At 57.4% G+C, this 18,754-nt stretch carries 17 protein-coding genes; 12 read left to right on the top strand and 5 right to left on the bottom strand.

What is annotated here, in order from left to right:
- Positions 1-44: 44 nt before the first annotated feature.
- The 4 genes from yrfG (at position 45) to pckA (ending at position 4,023) form a co-directional block, all read left to right on the top strand.
- Positions 45-728 (top strand): GMP/IMP nucleotidase, encoded by a 684-nt coding sequence (gene yrfG, locus DVA43_RS19755; protein WP_114316517.1) that lies wholly within the window; start codon positions 45-47, stop codon positions 726-728.
- The gene (hslR, locus tag DVA43_RS19750) at positions 725-1,126 is read left to right on the top strand and encodes a ribosome-associated heat shock protein Hsp15 (protein ID WP_103824808.1); all 402 of its coding nucleotides are present in this window, start codon (positions 725-727) and stop codon (positions 1,124-1,126) included. The genes yrfG and hslR overlap by 4 nt, the downstream gene beginning before the upstream one ends.
- Before the next feature lie 23 nt (positions 1,127-1,149).
- The gene (gene hslO, locus DVA43_RS19745) at positions 1,150-2,028 is read left to right on the top strand and encodes an Hsp33 family molecular chaperone HslO (RefSeq protein WP_103824807.1); all 879 of its coding nucleotides are present in this window, start codon (positions 1,150-1,152) and stop codon (positions 2,026-2,028) included.
- 375 nt (positions 2,029-2,403) lie between these two features.
- Positions 2,404-4,023, top strand: a complete 1,620-nt coding sequence (gene pckA / locus DVA43_RS19740; protein ID WP_114316516.1) for a phosphoenolpyruvate carboxykinase (ATP) — start codon at positions 2,404-2,406, stop codon at positions 4,021-4,023.
- Positions 4,024-4,111: 88 nt separating this feature from the next.
- On the opposite strand, the gene envZ is transcribed toward pckA, so the two are convergent.
- Positions 4,112-5,458: a two-component system sensor histidine kinase EnvZ gene (envZ, locus tag DVA43_RS19730; protein WP_103824805.1), complete on the bottom strand. Its 1,347-nt coding sequence runs from the start codon at positions 5,456-5,458 to the stop codon at positions 4,112-4,114.
- Entirely contained in the window at positions 5,455-6,174 is a 720-nt protein-coding gene (gene ompR / locus DVA43_RS19725) for a two-component system response regulator OmpR (RefSeq protein WP_001157751.1), read from the bottom strand. Before ompR ends, envZ begins: the two co-directional genes overlap by 4 nt.
- A gap of 226 nt (positions 6,175-6,400) precedes the next feature.
- Between ompR and greB the strand changes: the two genes are divergently transcribed.
- The 5 genes from greB (at position 6,401) to feoC (ending at position 12,364) form a co-directional block, all read left to right on the top strand.
- On the top strand, positions 6,401-6,874 hold the full coding sequence (greB, locus tag DVA43_RS19720) for a transcription elongation factor GreB (protein WP_103177315.1): 474 nt from the start codon (positions 6,401-6,403) through the stop codon (positions 6,872-6,874).
- Between the two features lie 86 nt (positions 6,875-6,960).
- Positions 6,961-9,282 (top strand): Tex family protein, encoded by a 2,322-nt coding sequence (locus DVA43_RS19715; RefSeq protein ID WP_114316515.1) that lies wholly within the window; start codon positions 6,961-6,963, stop codon positions 9,280-9,282.
- Positions 9,283-9,542: 260 nt separating this feature from the next.
- Positions 9,543-9,770, top strand: a complete 228-nt coding sequence (feoA, locus tag DVA43_RS19710; RefSeq protein WP_114316514.1) for a ferrous iron transporter A — start codon at positions 9,543-9,545, stop codon at positions 9,768-9,770.
- Between the two features lie 30 nt (positions 9,771-9,800).
- Complete coding sequence (feoB, locus tag DVA43_RS19705) at positions 9,801-12,119, top strand: Fe(2+) transporter permease subunit FeoB (protein ID WP_114316513.1); 2,319 nt, start codon at positions 9,801-9,803, stop codon at positions 12,117-12,119.
- 8 nt (positions 12,120-12,127) lie between these two features.
- A complete protein-coding gene (gene feoC / locus DVA43_RS19700; RefSeq protein WP_103177319.1) occupies positions 12,128-12,364 on the top strand; it encodes a [Fe-S]-dependent transcriptional repressor FeoC in 237 nt (78 codons plus the stop codon).
- 40 nt (positions 12,365-12,404) lie between these two features.
- Here the strand turns inward: feoC and DVA43_RS19695 are convergent, their stop codons facing one another.
- Together DVA43_RS19695 and bioH are read right to left on the bottom strand one after the other, a co-directional pair.
- Entirely contained in the window at positions 12,405-12,674 is a 270-nt protein-coding gene (locus DVA43_RS19695) for a YdgH/BhsA/McbA-like domain containing protein (RefSeq protein WP_103177320.1), read from the bottom strand.
- 114 nt (positions 12,675-12,788) lie between these two features.
- Positions 12,789-13,562 carry a pimeloyl-ACP methyl ester esterase BioH gene (gene bioH / locus DVA43_RS19690; RefSeq protein ID WP_114316512.1) on the bottom strand — a complete coding sequence of 258 codons (774 nt, stop codon included), beginning with the start codon at positions 13,560-13,562 and terminating at the stop codon, positions 12,789-12,791.
- A 36-nt stretch (positions 13,563-13,598) separates the two neighbouring features.
- Here bioH and gntX point away from each other — a divergent pair, with 36 nt between their 5' ends.
- From gntX to gntT, 3 genes are all read left to right on the top strand, one after another.
- The gene (gene gntX, locus DVA43_RS19685; protein ID WP_114316511.1) at positions 13,599-14,282 is read left to right on the top strand and encodes a DNA utilization protein GntX; all 684 of its coding nucleotides are present in this window, start codon (positions 13,599-13,601) and stop codon (positions 14,280-14,282) included.
- A 58-nt stretch (positions 14,283-14,340) separates the two neighbouring features.
- Entirely contained in the window at positions 14,341-14,916 is a 576-nt protein-coding gene (gene nfuA / locus DVA43_RS19680) for a Fe-S biogenesis protein NfuA (protein WP_103824797.1), read from the top strand.
- A 305-nt stretch (positions 14,917-15,221) separates the two neighbouring features.
- A complete protein-coding gene (gntT, locus tag DVA43_RS19675; protein WP_114316510.1) occupies positions 15,222-16,538 on the top strand; it encodes a gluconate transporter in 1,317 nt (438 codons plus the stop codon).
- Positions 16,539-16,665: 127 nt separating this feature from the next.
- On the opposite strand, the gene malQ is transcribed toward gntT, so the two are convergent.
- Positions 16,666-18,750 carry a 4-alpha-glucanotransferase gene (gene malQ, locus DVA43_RS19670; RefSeq protein ID WP_114316509.1) on the bottom strand — a complete coding sequence of 695 codons (2,085 nt, stop codon included), beginning with the start codon at positions 18,748-18,750 and terminating at the stop codon, positions 16,666-16,668.
- Between the last annotated feature and the right edge of the window lie 4 nt (positions 18,751-18,754).

The following is an 18,754-nucleotide window of genomic DNA, read 5'->3' as shown; positions in this document are numbered from 1 at the left end:
ATGCTACCCTGTCGCGCACGTTTTTTCTGGCTGGAGTATTCCCCATGCATCTTGATATCGCCTGGCAGGAGGTTGATACCGTCCTGCTGGATATGGACGGCACGTTGCTGGACCTCGCGTTTGATAACTACTTCTGGCAAACACTGGTACCGGAAACCTACGGCGAGCAGCAAGGGATCACCCCGCTGGAGGCGCAGGAATTCATACGCCAGCAATATACCGCCGTACAACATACGCTAAACTGGTACTGTCTGGACTACTGGAGCGAACGTCTTGGTCTGGATATTTGTGCCATGACCACCGCTCAGGGCCCGCGCGCCGTTTTGCGTGAAGATACCGTCCCCTTTCTGGACGCGCTCAAAGCCAGCGGCAAGCGGCGCATTTTGCTGACCAACGCACACCCGCATAATCTGGCGGTGAAGCTGGAACATACCGGACTGGGTTCACACCTTGATTTATTACTTTCCACCCACACATTTGGTTATCCGAAAGAGGATCAGCGTTTGTGGCAGGCGGTGGCAGAAGAGACCGGCCTGCAGCCAGAAAGAACGTTGTTCATTGATGACAGCGAACCCATTCTGGATGCGGCGGCAAAATTTGGCATTCGTTATTGCCTTGGCGTGACCAATCCTGATTCTGGCCTGGCTGAAAAAAGCTATCTGCGACATCCGGGGCTGAACGACTACCGCCGGATGATCCCCTCACTCACCGTGAAGGAGAAGCTATGAAAGAGAAACCCTCCGAAGGAGTAAGACTGGATAAATGGTTATGGGCTGCCCGCTTTTACAAAACGCGCGCCCTCGCCCGCGAAATGATTGAAGGCGGCAAGGTGCATTACAACGGGCAGCGCAGCAAACCGAGCAAGCTCGTGGAGCTGAACGCCACCCTGACTCTGCGTCAGGGCAACGATGAACGAACGGTGATCGTGAAAAACATCACCGAACAACGTCGCCCGGCAGTGGAAGCCAGCACCCTGTACGAAGAGACGGCAGAAAGCGTGGAGAAACGCGAAAAGATGGCGCAGGCGCGAAAGCTGAATGCCCTGACCATGCCGCATCCCGACAGACGCCCTGACAAGAAAGAACGTCGCGATCTGATTAAATTTAAAAATGGCGAGAATGAGTGATTCTTGCTGAACGAGAGATGACTATGGCCCAACACGACCAATTACACCGCTATCTGTTTGAACAATTTGCCGTTCGCGGCGAGCTGGTTACCGTATCCGAAACCTGGAAACAGATCCTGGAAAACCACAACTACCCGCTGCCGGTGAAAACCGTGCTGGGCGAGCTGCTGGTCGCGACCAGCCTGCTGACTGCGACCCTGAAATTTGCCGGTGACATCACCGTGCAACTGCAGGGTGATGGCCCGATGAGCCTGGCGGTAATCAACGGCAACAACCAGCAGCAGATGCGCGGCGTGGCGCGCGTACAGGGCGAGATCCCTGAAAACGCAGACCTGAAAACGCTGGTGGGCAATGGCTACCTGGTGATCACCATCTCTCCGGAAGAGGGCGAGCGCTATCAGGGGGTCGTCGGTCTGGAAGGCGACACGCTGGCAGCCTGCCTGGAAGACTACTTCCTGCGCTCCGAACAGCTGCCGACGCGTCTGTTCATCCGTACCGGCGAAGTCGACGGCCAGCCGTGTGCCGGCGGGATGCTGCTGCAGGTGCTGCCAGCCCAGAACGCGCAGGCAGATGATTTCGATCACCTGGCCACCCTGACCGAAACCATCAAAGCCGAAGAGCTGTTCACCTTACCGGCGAACGAAGTGCTGTGGCGTCTGTATCACGAAGAAGAGGTGACGCTCTACGATCCGCAGGATGTTGAGTTCAAGTGCACCTGTTCCCGTGAACGCTGCGCGGGCGCCCTGAAAACACTGCCGGATGAGGAGATTGACAGCATCCTGGCAGAAGATGGCGAAATCGACATGAACTGCGACTACTGCGGTTCTCACTACGTCTTTAACGCAATGGACATTGCTGAGATCCGCAACAACGCTTCCCCGGCCGATCCGCAGCTGCACTAAGTCCTGCCGTTAACTGCCCTCTTAAGGGGGCAGTTAACCTTACCCCCTCCCCTACTCATTAATTTCATTCACTATTTACCCCAATCTGCTGAATCGTTATCAGTAATGTAAGTCTTTCGTAATTTTCTTTCATGTATGCGCTTACATTCACATTCTCGCAGTTTAATTTATCGCTCATTAACCTTTTAGGAACATTTTCCCCAACCGAAAAGTGATTCCTGCCATAATCTGCACCGCAAAGTGACAGGAGTCACAGCGTTTTCCGTCATAAAGGGTTTTTGTCCAGATACGCAAATCTATGAGCCCGGTCGCGGTTAACATTCGAAGAAAACCCCTACAATTTCAGGCAGTATAAATTGGCTAAGGAGCAGTGATATGCGTGTTAATGGTTTAACCCCGCAAGATCTCAAGGCTTATGGTATCAACGACGCTCGCGATATCGTCTATAACCCTGATTACGAGACGCTTTATCAGGAAGAGCTCAATCCAGCACTCGAAGGATACGAGCGCGGTATATTGACGACGACCGGCGCTATCGCTGTCGACACCGGTATCTTTACCGGCCGTTCGCCGAAAGATAAGTACATTGTTCGTGACGACACCACCCGCGACACCCTGTGGTGGGCCGATCACGGCAAAGGGAAGAACGACAACAAAGCGATCTCCCCTGAAATCTGGCAGCATCTGAAATCCCTCGTCACCCAACAACTTTCCGGTAAACGTCTGTTCATCATCGACGCTTACTGCGGTGCCAACGCCGATACCCGTCTTTCCGTTCGTTTTATCACTGAAGTCGCCTGGCAGGCCCATTTCGTGAAGAACATGTTCATTCGCCCGACCGAAGAAGAGTTACAGAGCTTCGAGCCTGACTTTGTGGTGATGAACGGTGCGAAATGCACTAACCCGCAATGGAAAGAGCAGGGACTGAACTCGGAAAACTTTGTCGCCTTTAACCTGACGGAGCGTATCCAGCTTATCGGCGGCACCTGGTACGGCGGCGAAATGAAGAAAGGGATGTTCTCGGTGATGAACTACCTGCTGCCGTTAAAAGGCATTGCCTCCATGCACTGCTCGGCGAACGTGGGCGAGAAAGGCGACGTGGCGGTCTTCTTTGGCCTCTCCGGCACCGGTAAAACCACCCTCTCCACCGATCCGAAACGCCGCCTGATTGGCGATGACGAGCACGGCTGGGATGACGACGGCGTGTTTAACTTCGAAGGCGGTTGCTACGCCAAAACCATTCGTCTGTCAGCTGAGGCGGAGCCGGATATCTTCCAGGCGATCCGTCGTGATGCGCTGCTGGAGAACGTGACGGTACGCGCTGATGGCACGGTCGATTTTGACGATGCGTCAAAAACGGAAAACACCCGCGTCAGCTACCCGATCTACCACATCGACAATATCGTTAAGCCGGTTTCAAAAGCGGGCCACGCGACCAAGGTGATCTTCCTCACCGCCGACGCGTTTGGTGTGCTGCCGCCGGTTTCACGCCTTACCGCCAGCCAGACGCAGTATCACTTCCTCTCCGGGTTTACCGCCAAGCTGGCCGGTACCGAACGGGGTGTGACTGAGCCGACGCCAACCTTCTCCGCCTGCTTCGGCGCAGCCTTCCTGTCGCTGCACCCGACGCAGTACGCCGAAGTGCTGGTGAAACGCATGCAGGCCTCTGGCGCCCAGGCGTATCTGGTCAACACCGGCTGGAACGGCACTGGCAAACGTATCTCCATCAAAGATACCCGCGCCATTATCGACGCCATTCTGAATGGTTCGCTGGATGATGCGGAAACCTTCACCCTGCCGATGTTCGATCTGGCAATCCCGACCGAACTGCCGGGCGTGGATACGCATATCCTTGACCCGCGTAACACCTACGGATCCCCTGAACAGTGGCGTGAGAAAGCAGAAACGCTGGCGAAGCTCTTTATTGAGAACTTCGAGAAGTATACCGATACCCCGGCGGGTGAAGCGCTGGTGAGTGCAGGGCCTAAGCTGTAGAGACTGTGCCGGGTGGCGCTGCGCTTACCCGGCCTACAACACCCCAGAATGTAGGCCGGGTAAGGCGAAGCCGCCACCCGGCATTTTTTTAACTCTCTTTCACCTGCCCGCGCGGAAACGGAACCGGCAGCCAGGCGCGGATACTCAATCCACCCCGTTCGCTGGTGCCAATCTCCAGCAGACCGTTATGGTTATCCACAATACGCTGCACAATCGCCAGACCTAAACCGGTACCGCTGGTGCTGCGCGCGCTGTCGCCGCGCACAAACGGCTGGAACAGATGTTTACGCTGCTCCGGTTTGATCCCCGGGCCGTCATCTTCCACCTGGAACCAGGCGCGACTCAGCTCGGAGCCGCTGCTGACCTTGATCCAGCCGTTGCCGTAACGGGCGGCATTGACCACCATATTCGCAACGGCGCGCTTAATGGAGAGCGGGTGCATCCGTACGGTGATATCGCCCGGCTGCAGATCGGTTTCGATCTCACGCTCGTAGCCGCTTTCGGCCGCCACCACTTCACCCAGCACCGCGTTCAGATCCGCCATCTCCATCGGCATCTCCTGCCCGGTGCGCAGGTAGTCAATGAACTGCTCGATAATGGCGTTGCACTCTTCGATGTCCTTGTTGATGGACTCCGCGAGGTAGCCATCTTCCTCGCCCATCATTTCGGTCGCCAGACGAATACGCGTTAACGGGGTGCGCAGGTCATGGCTGACGCCAGCCATCAGCAGGGTACGGTCATCCGCCAGTTGTTTCACCCCCGCCGCCATATGGTTGAACGCGCGGGTAACGGAACGCACTTCCGACGCGCCATATTCGCGCAGCGGAGGCGGAATAATCCCTTTACCGACCTGGAGCGCCGCATGCTCCAGGTCGACCAGCGGTCGGTTCTGGATGCGGATAAACAGCCACGCCCCGCCTATCGCCAGCAGCATGATCGCCAGGGTGTAGCGGAACAGCGGCGAGAAGTCGCCCTGATGGATTTCGGTGAGGGGCACGCGCACCCAGATATTGGGTGAGAGCCAGGTTTTCAGCCAGACCACCGGCGAGCTTTTGTTGACCTCAACGCGCACTTCCGTTGGGCCGCCCAGCTGCTGCGCCATCTGCTGGCTTAAAAATTCATAGTGTTGTGCCCAACGCAGGCCTGCGTCTTCCGCCGCTTCGTTAGAGTAGAGCGATATCCCCAGCTCACGGTAGATTTCACGGCGAAACGCAGGGGGAACCACCAGCTGCGTGCCATCTTCCAGCTGCAGTTTATCGGTCATCAGCATACGCACTTCGTAGGCCAGGACCTTATTAAACTGCTGGAGGCTCGGTAGGATCGCAAAGTTCAGCACCACCAGATAAGTCGTCACCAGGCTGACAAACAGCAGGGTGACGATCAGTAACAGGGTGCGGGCAAACGAGCTTCGCGGCGAAAAACGCATTCGCCTCATGCTTTAGAGCCGTCCGGGACAAACACGTAGCCCAGACCCCAGACGGTCTGGATATAGCGCGGATGCGCCGGATCCTCTTCCACCATGCGGCGCAGGCGGGAGATCTGTACGTCGATAGAACGCTCCATCGCGGAGTATTCTCGGCCACGGGCCAGGTTCATCAGCTTATCGCGAGACAGCGGCTCGCGCGGGTGGCTGACCAGCGCTTTCAGGACCGCGAACTCACCGCTGGTGAGCGGCATCGGCTCATCTTCGCGGAACATCTCGCGGGTGCCGAGATTCAGCTTGAACTTACCGAAGGCGATCACCGCCTCTTCCTGCGACGGTGCGCCAGGCAGTTCGTTCGCCTGACGGCGCAGTACGGCACGGATACGCGCCAGCAGCTCACGCGGGTTAAACGGTTTTGGAATGTAGTCGTCGGCGCCAATTTCCAGACCCACGATACGGTCAACCTCTTCCCCTTTCGCCGTCACCATAATGATCGGCATTGGGTTGCTTTGGCTGCGCAGACGACGGCAGATAGAGAGGCCATCTTCGCCCGGCAGCATCAGATCCAGCACCATCAGGTGGAAGGATTCACGGGTCAGCAGGCGATCCATCTGTTCGGCGTTAGCCACGCTACGAACCTGGAAGCCCTGCTCGGTCAGATAACGCTCAAGGAGCGCACGCAGGCGCATGTCGTCATCCACCACCAGAATCTTATAATTCTCTTGCATTGTCAGTACTCCCAAAGGTTCGGATAATCTTGAACAGCGTATTCTAAAAAAGTGCGCGTCCACGACCAGCTAATTCTGGTATAAATTCTAGTCGAAATTGTTACAAAGCATATTTAACAGCAGCTTATATGTACATTCCATCACATAACTCATTATTAATCCTCTCTGTTAAGATAAGTGATACGTAATGTGCGCAAGGTAAGCAACCTCGTCGTAAGGCAAAAGAATGAAAACGCCCCTGATCACCCGCGAAGGGTATGAAAATCTGAAGAAAGAGCTGGACACCCTGTGGCGGGAAGAGCGCCCGGAGGTGACGAAAAAAGTGACCTGGGCGGCAAGTCTCGGCGACCGCAGTGAGAATGCCGACTACCAGTACAACAAAAAGCGGCTGCGCGAAATCGACCGCCGGGTGCGTTATCTGACCAAATGCCTCGAGAACCTGAAAATCGTCGACTATTCCCCGCAGCAGGAGGGCAAGGTCTTCTTCGGCGCATGGGTGGAAATTGAGAACGACGATGGCGATCTCAAGCGCTTTCGTATCGTCGGCTACGATGAAATTTTTGGTCGTAAGGATTACATCTCCATCGATTCTCCAATGGCCCGCGCGCTGCTGAAAAAAGAGGTAGGCGATCTGGCTATCGTCCAGACCCCGGCGGGAGAAGCCAGCTGGTATGTAAATGAAATCGAGTACGTAAAATAGTCCTGGAGCGCCCTCCGCGACTGGCATTTTGCTGTGCCAGTCCGTATAACTATCCCCTGATTTTTGACCCACAAGATGAAATAGCCATGATGAAAGATTCGCTCTGCCGCATTATTGCGGGTGAACTTCAGGCAAGGGCTGAACAGGTAGAAGCTGCCGTTCGCCTGCTTGATGAAGGGAACACCGTGCCGTTTATTGCACGTTATCGTAAGGAAGTCACCGGCGGTCTGGATGATACGCAGCTGCGTAACCTGGAGACCCGCCTTGGCTATCTCCGTGAGCTGGAAGAGAGGCGCCAGGCGATTCTGAAATCCATTGGCGAACAGGGCAAGCTGACCAGCGATCTGGAAAAAGCCATTAATGGCACCCTGAGCAAAACCGAGCTGGAAGACCTCTATCTTCCCTATAAACCTAAGCGCCGTACCCGCGGGCAGATTGCCATCGAAGCAGGCCTGGAGCCGCTGGCCGATCTGCTGTGGAATGAGCCCTCGCACGAACCGGAAACCGAAGCCGCGAAATTTATCGATGCCGATAAAGGCGTGGCCGACACCAAAGCCGCCCTTGATGGCGCACGCTACATCCTGATGGAGCGCTTCGCCGAAGACGCTGCCCTGCTGGCAAAAGTGCGTGATTACCTGTGGAAGAACGCCCATATCGTCTCCACTGTGGTCAGCGGCAAAGAGGAAGAAGGGGCGAAATTCCGCGACTACTTCGATCACCATGAACCGATTTCAACCGTGCCTTCTCACCGTGCGCTGGCGATGTTCCGCGGTCGCAACGAGGGCATTTTGCAGCTCTCCCTGAACGCCGACCCGCAGTTCGATGAGCCGCCGAAAGAGAGCCACGGCGAGCAGATCATCACCGATCATCTCGGTCTGCGCCTGAACAACGCCCCGGCAGACAGCTGGCGCAAAGGGGTGGTGAGCTGGACCTGGCGTATCAAGGTGCTGATGCATCTCGAAACCGAACTGATGGGCACCGTGCGCGAACGCGCCGAGGACGAAGCGATTAACGTCTTTGCCCGTAACCTGCACGACCTGCTGATGGCTGCCCCTGCCGGCCTGCGCGCCACCATGGGTCTCGATCCGGGTCTGCGTACCGGCGTAAAGGTCGCCGTGGTGGATGGCACCGGCAAGCTGGTGGCCACCGATACCATTTATCCGCATACCGGTCAGGCGGCAAAAGCGGCGACGGTGGTTGCGGCGCTGTGCGAAAAGCACAACGTCGAGCTGGTGGCGATCGGCAACGGCACCGCCTCCCGCGAAACCGAGCGTTTCTTCCTCGATCTGCAAAAGCAGTTCCCGAAAGTGACCGCCCAGAAGGTGATTGTCAGCGAAGCGGGTGCATCCGTGTACTCGGCCTCCGAGCTGGCGGCACAGGAGTTCCCGGATCTCGATGTTTCCCTGCGTGGGGCGGTCTCTATCGCCCGCCGCCTGCAGGATCCGCTGGCGGAGCTGGTGAAGATCGACCCGAAATCCATCGGCGTGGGCCAGTACCAGCATGACGTCAGTCAGACCCAGCTGGCGCGTAAGCTGGACGCGGTGGTAGAAGACTGCGTGAACGCCGTGGGCGTTGACCTGAACACTGCCTCCGTTCCCCTGCTGACCCGCGTGGCGGGCTTAACCCGTATGATGGCGCAGAACATCGTCGCCTGGCGTGATGAGAACGGTCAGTTCCAGAACCGACAGCAGCTGCTGAAGGTAAGTCGTCTGGGGCCAAAAGCGTTCGAACAGTGCGCAGGCTTCCTGCGTATTAACCACGGCGACAACCCGCTGGACGCCTCTACCGTTCACCCGGAAGCCTACCCGGTGGTCGAGCGCATTCTGGCCGCTACCCAGCAGGCGCTGAAGACGCTGATGGGCAACAGCAGCGAGCTGCGTAACCTGAAAGCCGTTGACTTCACCGACGAGAAATTCGGTGTGCCGACCGTGACCGACATCATCAAAGAGCTGGAAAAACCTGGCCGCGACCCGCGTCCGGAGTTCAAAACCGCGCAGTTTGCGGAAGGCGTCGAGACGATGAACGACCTGCTACCGGGCATGGTGCTGGAAGGCGCAGTCACCAACGTCACCAACTTTGGCGCGTTTGTGGACATTGGCGTGCATCAGGACGGCCTGGTGCATATCTCCTCCCTGGCCGACAAGTTCGTGGAAAATCCACATACCGTGGTGAAAGCTGGCGACATCGTGAAGGTAAAAGTGCTGGAAGTGGATCTGCAGCGCAAGCGTATCGCCCTCACCATGCGTCTGGACGAGCAGCCTGGCGAAACCAATGCCCGTCGTGGCGGCGGTAACAGCGAGGCACGTCAGCAGCGTCCGGCGGCGAAACCGCGCGGGCGTGAAGCACAGCCATCCGGCAACAGCGCGATGATGGATGCGCTGGCGGCGGCGATGGGTAAAAAGCGTTAATTGTTGTGCCCTCTCCTCTTTGGGGAGAGGGTTTATTATTTGTTATTTTTATTTTCATTAAGCAGCAAATATAAAACTCCTCATCAGCACTTTATTAACAAATAATCCACCCGCCTCCGCCGTAAATATTGAGCAAGGTCAACCAGGCTGCAAATTAATAGTGCCATGCACATTCCGTCACATATTTAATATTGATGATAGAAACCATTCTCATTACCATTGTGCCTGTTGATTATTTAACCTCTCGTTAAGTAGGCACTATGCAATTCACTCCAGACAGCGCGTGGAAGATCAACGGCTTCACCCGCGAAATCAGCCCGGCCTATCGCCAGAAGCTGCTCTCTTTAGGGCTACTTCCCGGCTCCGCATTCCACGTTGTGCGCGTGGCTCCGCTGGGCGATCCGGTACATATCGAAACCCGACGGGTGAATCTGGTTCTGCGTAAGAAAGATCTCGCATTAATAGAAGTTGAAGCTCTGTCTCAATAAAACGCCAGCTCTCGTAGCGAGTCTGAAAAAATGAAAAAATTAACCATTGGCTTAATTGGCAATCCCAATTCCGGCAAGACAACGTTATTTAACCAGCTTACCGGCGCTCGTCAGCGCGTCGGTAACTGGGCGGGCGTCACGGTCGAGCGTAAAGAGGGTCAGTTTACGACCATCGACAATCAGGTCACCCTCGTCGATCTGCCCGGCACCTACTCGTTAACCACTATCTCCTCCCAAACCTCGCTCGATGAGCAGATCGCCTGCCACTATATTTTAAGCGGCGACGCCGACCTGCTGATCAACGTGGTGGATGCCTCGAACCTCGAGCGAAACCTCTACCTGACGCTGCAACTGCTGGAGCTGGGTATTCCCTGCGTGGTGGCGCTGAACATGCTCGATATTGCGGAAAAACAGCAGATCCGCATCGACGTCGACGCCCTCTCCGCCCGTCTGGGTTGCCCGGTAGTGCCGCTGATCTCAACCCGCGCCCGCGGAATCGATGCCCTGAAGATCGCCATTGACCGCCACAGCCGTAACGCTGAGGTGGAGCTGGTGCACTACGCCCAGCCGCTGCTGCGTGAAGCCGGGATCCTCGCAAAAGCAATGGCGCACAGCATGCCGTTCAGGCTGCGCCACTGGCTCGGCCTGCAAATGCTGGAAGGCGATATCTACAGCCGCGCCTATGCCGGTGATGCCGCCCACCAGCTGGATGCCTCTCTGGCACGGTTGAATGACGAGCTGGACGACCCTGCCCTGCATATTGCCGATGCCCGCTATCAGAGCATTGCCGCCATTTGCGACGTGGTCAGCAATGCCCTCACCGCCGAGCCAAGCCGCTTTACCCGGGCGATGGACACGGTGATCCTCAACCGCTTCCTCGGTCTGCCGGTCTTCCTGCTGGTGATGTATGTGATGTTCCTGCTGGCCATCAACATTGGCGGCGCGCTGCAGCCGCTGTTTGACGTCGGCTCCGTCGCCATCTTTATTCACGGCATTCAGTGGCTGGGCTATACGCTGCATCTGCCGGAATGGCTGACTATCTTCCTCGCCCAGGGGCTGGGCGGCGGGATCAACACCGTCCTGCCGCTGGTGCCGCAGATCGGCATGATGTATCTGTTCCTCTCTTTCCTGGAAGACTCTGGCTACATGGCCCGCGCCGCCTTCGTGATGGATCGTCTGATGCAGGCCCTCGGCCTGCCGGGCAAATCGTTCGTGCCGCTGATTGTCGGCTTCGGCTGCAACGTGCCATCGGTAATGGGAGCGCGCACGCTGGATGCGCCGCGCGAACGGCTGATGACCATCATGATGGCGCCGTTTATGTCCTGCGGCGCACGTCTGGCGATCTTCGCGGTGTTTGCCGCCGCCTTCTTCGGTCAGGAGGGGGCCCTGGCGGTCTTCTCGCTCTACGTGCTGGGCATTGTAATGGCGATCCTCACCGGCCTGATGCTCAAGCACACCATCATGCGTGGTGAGGCGACCCCGTTCGTGATGGAGCTGCCGGTCTACCACGTTCCGCACCTGAAAAGCCTGCTGATCCAGACCTGGCAGCGGCTGAAGGGCTTTGTGCTGCGGGCGGGTAAAGTGATTGTGGTGGTCAGCATCTTCCTCAGCGCGCTCAACAGCTTCTCTCTGAACGGCAAGGCGGTAGACAACATTGACGACTCCGCCCTGGCCTCTGTCAGCCGCGTTATCACCCCGCTGTTCAAACCGATTGGCGTACACGAGGACAACTGGCAGGCTACCGTCGGGCTGTTCACCGGCGCAATGGCGAAAGAGGTGGTGGTGGGTACGCTGAACACCCTCTATACCGCCGAAAATATTCAGGAAGCCGCATTTAACCCGGCCGATTTTCACCTCGGCGACGAACTGGTTAGCGCCGTGGCTGAAACCTGGCAGAGCCTGAAAGAGACCTTCAGCCTGAGCGTTCTGGCGAACCCGATTGAAGCCAGCAAAGGCGACGGGGAGATGGCGAGCGGCGCCATGGGCGTGATGAGCGAGAAGTTTGGCAGCGCCTCGGCGGCCTACAGCTACCTGATCTTCGTTCTGCTTTACATTCCGTGCATCTCGGTCATGGGGGCCATCGCCCGCGAATCAAGCCGCGGATGGATGGGCTTTTCGGTGCTGTGGGGGCTGAACATCGCCTACTCGCTGGCGACGGTCTACTACCAGACGGTCAATTTCAATCAGCATCCGCAGTACAGCCTGGTCTGTATCCTGGCAGTGGTGCTGTTTAACGTGGTGGTGATCGGGCTGTTACGCCGGGCCCGCAGCCGTGTGGACGTTAATCTGCTGGCGAAAGGCAAAACCGCGGCGGCCTGCTGTGAAAGTCCGGTAAGCGACTGTCATTAGGAGGCGGCATGGCATCGTTAATTGAAGTACGTGATTTACTGGCGCTACAGGGAAGAATGGAGGCCACCCAGCTTAGCCAGATGCTGCATACACCGCAGGCGATGATCGAGGCCATGCTGCAACGTCTTGAGGCGATGGGCAAAGCGAAGCGGATTCAGGAAGATGCCGACGGCTGCTTAACCGGCAGCTGTAAAAGCTGCCCCGAAGGAAAAGCCTGCCTCAGGGAGTGGTGGGCGCTGCGTTAAGCGTGAATAAAGCCGGGCAAGTCTGCCCGGCTTTGTGCAATTATTTGTAGACTTCTGCGGTCGCGCGGATGTCTTTCGAATCTTTGTTGGCGCTGGTGACGACAAAGTATTTACCGCCCATCTCATCCGCTTTCTGTGAAAGCTCTTTTCGCGCATCCATTGGCGCGGTGGTGTCAGACGTAGAGATATGGCCAACTTTCGTCAAATTCATCTCTTTGACTTTGTCTTTCTGGATCTCTTCCGCCGCCATAACACCAAAAGAGAGTGATCCAATAACCAGAGAAGCAACAATACCTGTGACAAGTTTCATAGTCATGACTCCCAAAGATGATTGTAATTTTGATTATCGAACGCGGGATAACCGCAACGATATATTGAGTATTGTTGCGGTACGTCACTTTTTCCAGCTGAAATGAAAAAATAATCAGTTTAAACGATGACTTAAGGCGATCAACGCCGCGCAAAACTCGTCGGAGTGAGAGATGAAGGGCGCATGTGCCGCTTTGGCGATGATCAGGGCTTCGCTCTGCGGCCATTGCTCATCCAGCAGCGGCACAATCTTGCGCGGCACCAGCCCGTCCAGATAGCCATAAATTCGCAGATGCGGCAGCGAAAGCGACGCCAGCGGCGTGCGCAGATCGGCCGTTTTCAGGATCTCCAGCCCACCATTCAGCACCTCCACCTCCGGCATCGGCAATGACAGCACCGTGGTTTTCAACGTGCGGGCATCCTGGCGCGCCGTTTCTGTGCCCATGGTTTGCAGGGCAAGAAAACGCTCCACCGTCCGCTGGAAATCGTCGGTCAGCTGCTGCTGGAAACCGGCCAGCACCTCAGGTTTGATCCCCGGCCACTCCCCCTGGGCGCTAAAACAGGGGGAAGAGGCGACGGTCACCAGCGCCTGCACCCGTTCAGGATGCGTCAGGGCAATCTGGCTCGCCACCAGTCCGCCCAGGCTCCAGCCGAGCCAGATCGCCCGATCCGGGGCCTGAGCCAGCACCTGCTCCGCCATCTCCTCAAGCGTGATCGCGCCAAAATCACGGCTACGGCCAAAGCCCGGCAGATCCACCAGGTGCAGCGTAAAATGTGAGGCCAGTTCCTCACTGACGCAACGCCATACTTCGGCATTCAGCCCCCATCCGTGCAGCAGCACAAGATGACAATTTCCTGTCCCGACGGTCTGCCACCAAAGGTTGTTCATCGATTACTGTTCTCTTTTTTCACAAGGAGGTTGTCTATGCTAACAGTGCCCGGCTTGTGCTGGCTATGCCGGATGCCGCTGACCCTCGGTCATTGGGGAGTCTGTTCCGTATGTGAAAGGGGAATTGCCCCGCGGGGGAGCTGTTGTCCCCGGTGCGGTTTGCCGGCCATTCACCCTCACCTGCCCTGTGGGCGCTGCCTGCGTAAACCCCCGCCGTGGCAGGCGCTGGTGGCGGTGTGCGGTTACAGGCCGCCGGTAAGTCTGCTTGTCCATCAGCTAAAATTTTCCCGCCGCAGCCAGCTGGCCCAGCCGCTGGCGAGGCTGTTACTGTTGGCGCTGTTGCGGGCCAGGCGCAGCCACGGTTTACCGCGTGTCGATATGATGGTCAGCGTGCCGCTCTGGTCCCGGCGGCACTGGCGGCGCGGTTTTAACCAGAGTGACCTGCTCTGTCGCCCGCTGGCCCGCTGGTTAAACTGCCGCTATGTTCCCGACGCCCTTCGCCGCACCCGTGCGACCCCGGCCCAGCATCGGCTCAGCGCGCGACTGCGTAAACGCAACCTGCAGCACGCCTTTGCGCTTGAATTCCCGGTGGCAGGACGCCATATCGCTCTGGTGGATGATGTCGTGACAACAGGCGCTACCGTCGCAGAGCTCTCCCGCCTGCTTTTGCGAAGCGGCGCGGCGTCGGTTCAGGTATGGTGTCTGTGTCGAACCTTGTAGCGCCCTCAGGTTGGGCGTATTATACCCAGGTAATTTAGTCAACTATTAGGCCAATTCTATGATCCGTATTTCCGATGCTGCACAAGCGCACTTTGCCAAACTGCTGGCAAATCAGGAAGAAGGGACCCAGATCCGCGTATTCGTGATCAACCCGGGCACCCCGAATGCAGAATGCGGCGTCTCTTATTGCCCACCGGATGCTGTGGAAGCAACTGACACCGCCCTGAAATTTGAGCAGCTCACTGCCTATGTCGATGAGCTGAGCGCCCCGTATCTGGAAGATGCGGAAATTGATTTTGTCACCGACCAGCTGGGCTCGCAGTTAACCCTGAAAGCACCAAACGCCAAAATGCGTAAAGTGGGCGATGACGCTCCGCTGATGGAGCGCGTTGAGTATCTGCTGCAGTCCCAGATCAACCCGCAGCTGGCGGGTCACGGTGGTCGCGTCTCCCTGATGGAGATCACCGAAGACGGTCTGGCGATTCTGCAGTTTGGCGGCGGCTGTAACGGCTGTTCCATGGTCGACGTCACCCTGAAAGAGGGGATCGAGAAGCAGCTGCTGAACGAGTTCCCGGAGCTGAAAGGCGTGCGCGATCTTACCGAACACCAGCGCGGCGAACACTCCTACTACTAAGTTTTTTCCGCTCTTTTTGCCCGGAACCGGCGCTGGATCCGGGCAATAACCCTCTTTTCCTCTCCTGCCATAACATGACCTGTGTCTCATAATTCACATTTTGACCACCGGGGTGATTCTCAACCCACCGATGTTACCCGTATCATTCCCGTGGGCACTCACCTCCCCTTATAACAGCCGTCTAAACTTAAACGTCCGGATGGTATCAGCGTAAGTGCCATTACCACTCTGTTCCCAGTTGGGGCATTTGGAAATAGTCGTCAAACAACGACGTTACCCATAACAATTCAAAGGCCAGGTCAATCATGCCATTAGTTATTGTCGCTATCGGTGTTGTCTTATTACTGCTCTTGATGATCCGTTTCAAAATGAACGGTTTTATCGCTCTGGTTCTGGTGGCACTTGCTGTCGGCCTGATGCAGGGTATGCCGCTGGTAAAAGTTATCAGCTCCATTAAAGCTGGCGTGGGCGGTACGCTCGGTAGCCTCGCGCTGATCATGGGCTTCGGCGCCATGCTCGGTAAAATGCTGGCTGACTGCGGTGGCGCACAGCGCATCGCAACCACGCTGATTGCAAAATTTGGCAAAAACAACATTCAGTGGGCGGTGGTCTTAACCGGCTTTACCGTTGGTTTCGCGCTGTTCTATGAAGTGGGCTTCGTGCTGATGCTGCCGCTGGTGTTCACCATCGCCGCCTCTGCCAGCATCCCGCTGCTCTATGTCGGTGTGCCGATGGCTGCTGCATTGTCAGTGACACACGGCTTCCTGCCGCCACACCCGGGCCCGACCGCTATCGCCACTATCTTCCATGCGGACATGGGTAAAACCCTGCTGTTCGGTACCATCCTTGCGATCCCGACCGTTATCCTGGCAGGCCCGGTATTTGCCCGTTGCCTGAAAGGTATCGACAAGCCGATCCCGGAAGGGCTGTACAACGCGAAAACCTTTACTGAAGCCGAGATGCCAAGCTTTGCCGTCAGCGTCTGGACCTCTCTGGTACCGGTTGTGCTGATGGCCATGCGCGCCGTCTGTGAAATGGTGCTGCCGAAAGGCCATCCGGTTCTCGGCGTGGCTGAGTTCCTGGGCGACCCGGTAATGGCGACGCTGATCGCGGTTCTGATTGCGCTTTTCACCTTTGGTCTGAACCGTGGCCGCTCCATGGATCAGATTAACGACACCCTGGGCTCCTCAATCAAAATCATCGCCATGATGCTGCTGATCATCGGTGGTGGCGGTGCGTTCAAACAGGTTCTGGTGGATAGCGGCGTGGACAAGTACATCGCCTCTATGATGCATGAAACCAACATCTCCCCTATCCTGATGGCCTGGTCTATCGCCGCAGTCCTGCGTATCGCGCTGGGTTCTGCCACCGTAGCCGCTATCACTGCGGGCGGTATCGTGGCGCCACTGATTGCCACCACCGGCGTCAGCCCTGAGCTGATGGTTATCGCGGTCGGTTCCGGTAGCGTGATCTTCTCTCACGTCAACGATCCGGGCTTCTGGCTGTTCAAGGAGTACTTCAACCTGACCATCGGTGAGACCATCAAGTCCTGGTCAATGCTGGAAACCATCATCTCCGTCTGCGGCCTGATTGGGTGTCTGCTGCTGGGTATGGTTGTTTGATGTGACAGCGCCGGGTGGCGGCTGCGCCTTACCCGGCCTACAAAACCAGAGCATGCACATTCCGTAGGCCCGGATCGCTACGCGTCACCGGGCAATAAAAAACCCGCCATCCGGCGGGTTTTTTTTATCACTTCTTCGCAGCCGCTTTTCGCCGCTTATCGAGATCCTTAATCAGCTTATTCACCCCCTCGTCAGCAAACATCGCCTCAAGGGAGGTGGAGAGCTTGCGACGCCAGTTCTTGTACTGGTAGCTGGTGCCCGGAATGTTAACCGGCTCCGCCATACCCAGCCAGTCTTCCGGCTGCAACCCCAGCAGCGCACTGTTGCTGTCGGCAATGTAGCGCTGTAACCCACGGTTGAGCGTCGGGGTCATCGACATCAACGACGCCTTATGCCCGGTGCGTTTTGGCAGGCAGCCGTGCTCATGCAACGCATCCAGCAGCCCCTGCTTCGACAGCTCACGATCCTGATAAAGCCCGCGGAGCATCACTTCGTCAGGGTAGAGACCCAGCGTCTTGCCCAGGGTAAGGTCGCCGCTGTCCCACCAGCCACGAAGCGTAGGAAGGTCATGCGTCGTCGCGACTGCCATTGATTGTTCTGGATACGCCTCCGGCGCGCGGAAGTTCTTTTCAAGGTCGTTTTCAAAATAGAGCACCTTGTAGGAGTACACGCCGCTGTCACGCAGCTTGCTGACAATTTCTACCGGTACGGTACCGAGATCTTCGCCGATCACCATACAGTTATGGCGCTTACTCTCCAGCGCAAGAATCGAGAGCAGATCGTCCACCGGATAATGCACATAGGCGCCGTGGTCGGCGGTTTCGCCGTAGGGGATCCACCACAGACGCAACACCGACATTACGTGGTCGATACGCAGCGCGCCGCAGTTCTGCATGTTAGCACGCAGCAGCTCGATAAAGGGCTCATAGGCGCGAGCCGCAATCACATGCGGGTCCATCGGCGGCAGGCCCCAGTTCTGACCGAGCGGGCCAAGTATATCCGGGGGCGCGCCGACCGAGGCTTTCAGGCAGTAAAGCTCGCGATCGCACCAGGTCTCCGCCCCGCCTTCGGCCACGCCCACCGCCAGGTCACGGTAGAGACCAATCGGCATGTCGTAACCCTGGCTCTCCTGCCAGCAGGCTGCGAACTGGCTGTAGGCCAGCCACTGCAGCCAGAGGTAAAAATCGACCTCATCGGCATGTTCGTCGCAAAACGCTTTCACCGCCGGGGAGTCGACGGACTGATACTGCTCAGGCCAGACCGGCCAGCCCCAGCGCATTTCATCCTCTTTCACCTGATGCGCATGCAGCGCGTCGAACGCCGCCTGCCAGTAGAGGCTCTCCCCTTCACGGGCAACAAACGCCCGGAAGGCCGCCATCTGTTCGTCGTCACGCTGCGCAAAGCCTTTCCACGCCATACGCAGCGCGGCCATCTTCAGCGCGGTGACGGAAGCATAATCGACCCACTCGGCATCGCGGGCGCGTTGCAGCGACTGGCGGGTAGTCTCCATCTTCCACCAGGCCTGCGCCTCGTCGCTGTTGCGGAAATCCTCCACGGCGTTCACGTCGATATAAATCACGTTCAGCCAGCGACGGGATGACGGGCTGTACGGGCTGGCACTCTCCGGGTTGGCCGGATAGAGCGCATGGATCGGGTTGAGACCGATAAAGGCCCCGCCGCGCTTGCCAACATCTGCCAGCATCTTTTTCAGATCGCCGAAATCGCCGATCCCCCAGTTATTCTCCGAGCGCAGCGTGTAGAGCTGCACACAGGCACCCCACAGCTTTTTGCCCTCTTTCAGCGCCTGCGGCTCGTAGCAGCGTTTTGGCGCCACAATCACCCGGCAGTGCCAGCGCTGGCCGTCCTGGGTGAGCGTCAGCGTGTGGTAGCCCTCCGGCAGCTTTGCCGGAAGGTTGAGGTTTTTGCCGCCCGTGGCGTGGCCCTTGTGCTGATGCCCCTCTTCGGTGGTCAGCAGCCAGCTAAAGTCGCCGCTGCCTTCGATCGTCAGCGGCATCTTTTTCCCGGCGGTGTAGACCATCACGTTCGGGACGGGGGTAACCGCCGCTTTCGCGACGGGTTTGGCTTTATGCATGGCATCCAGCAAACGCCTCTTGGTTTCAGCACCAATAGACTGCGGTTTACCATGAGCATTGATGTAGCTGGGGCTGATGCCCGCCGCCAGTGCGGCATTATCGAGACGTTTACTTTCCATCGCG

The organism is Leclercia sp. W6, from assembly GCF_003336345.1.
Taxonomy (GTDB): domain Bacteria; phylum Pseudomonadota; class Gammaproteobacteria; order Enterobacterales; family Enterobacteriaceae; genus Enterobacter.
Note: the sequence above shows the minus strand (reverse complement) of the source record. Positions and strands in the feature narration are given on the sequence as shown.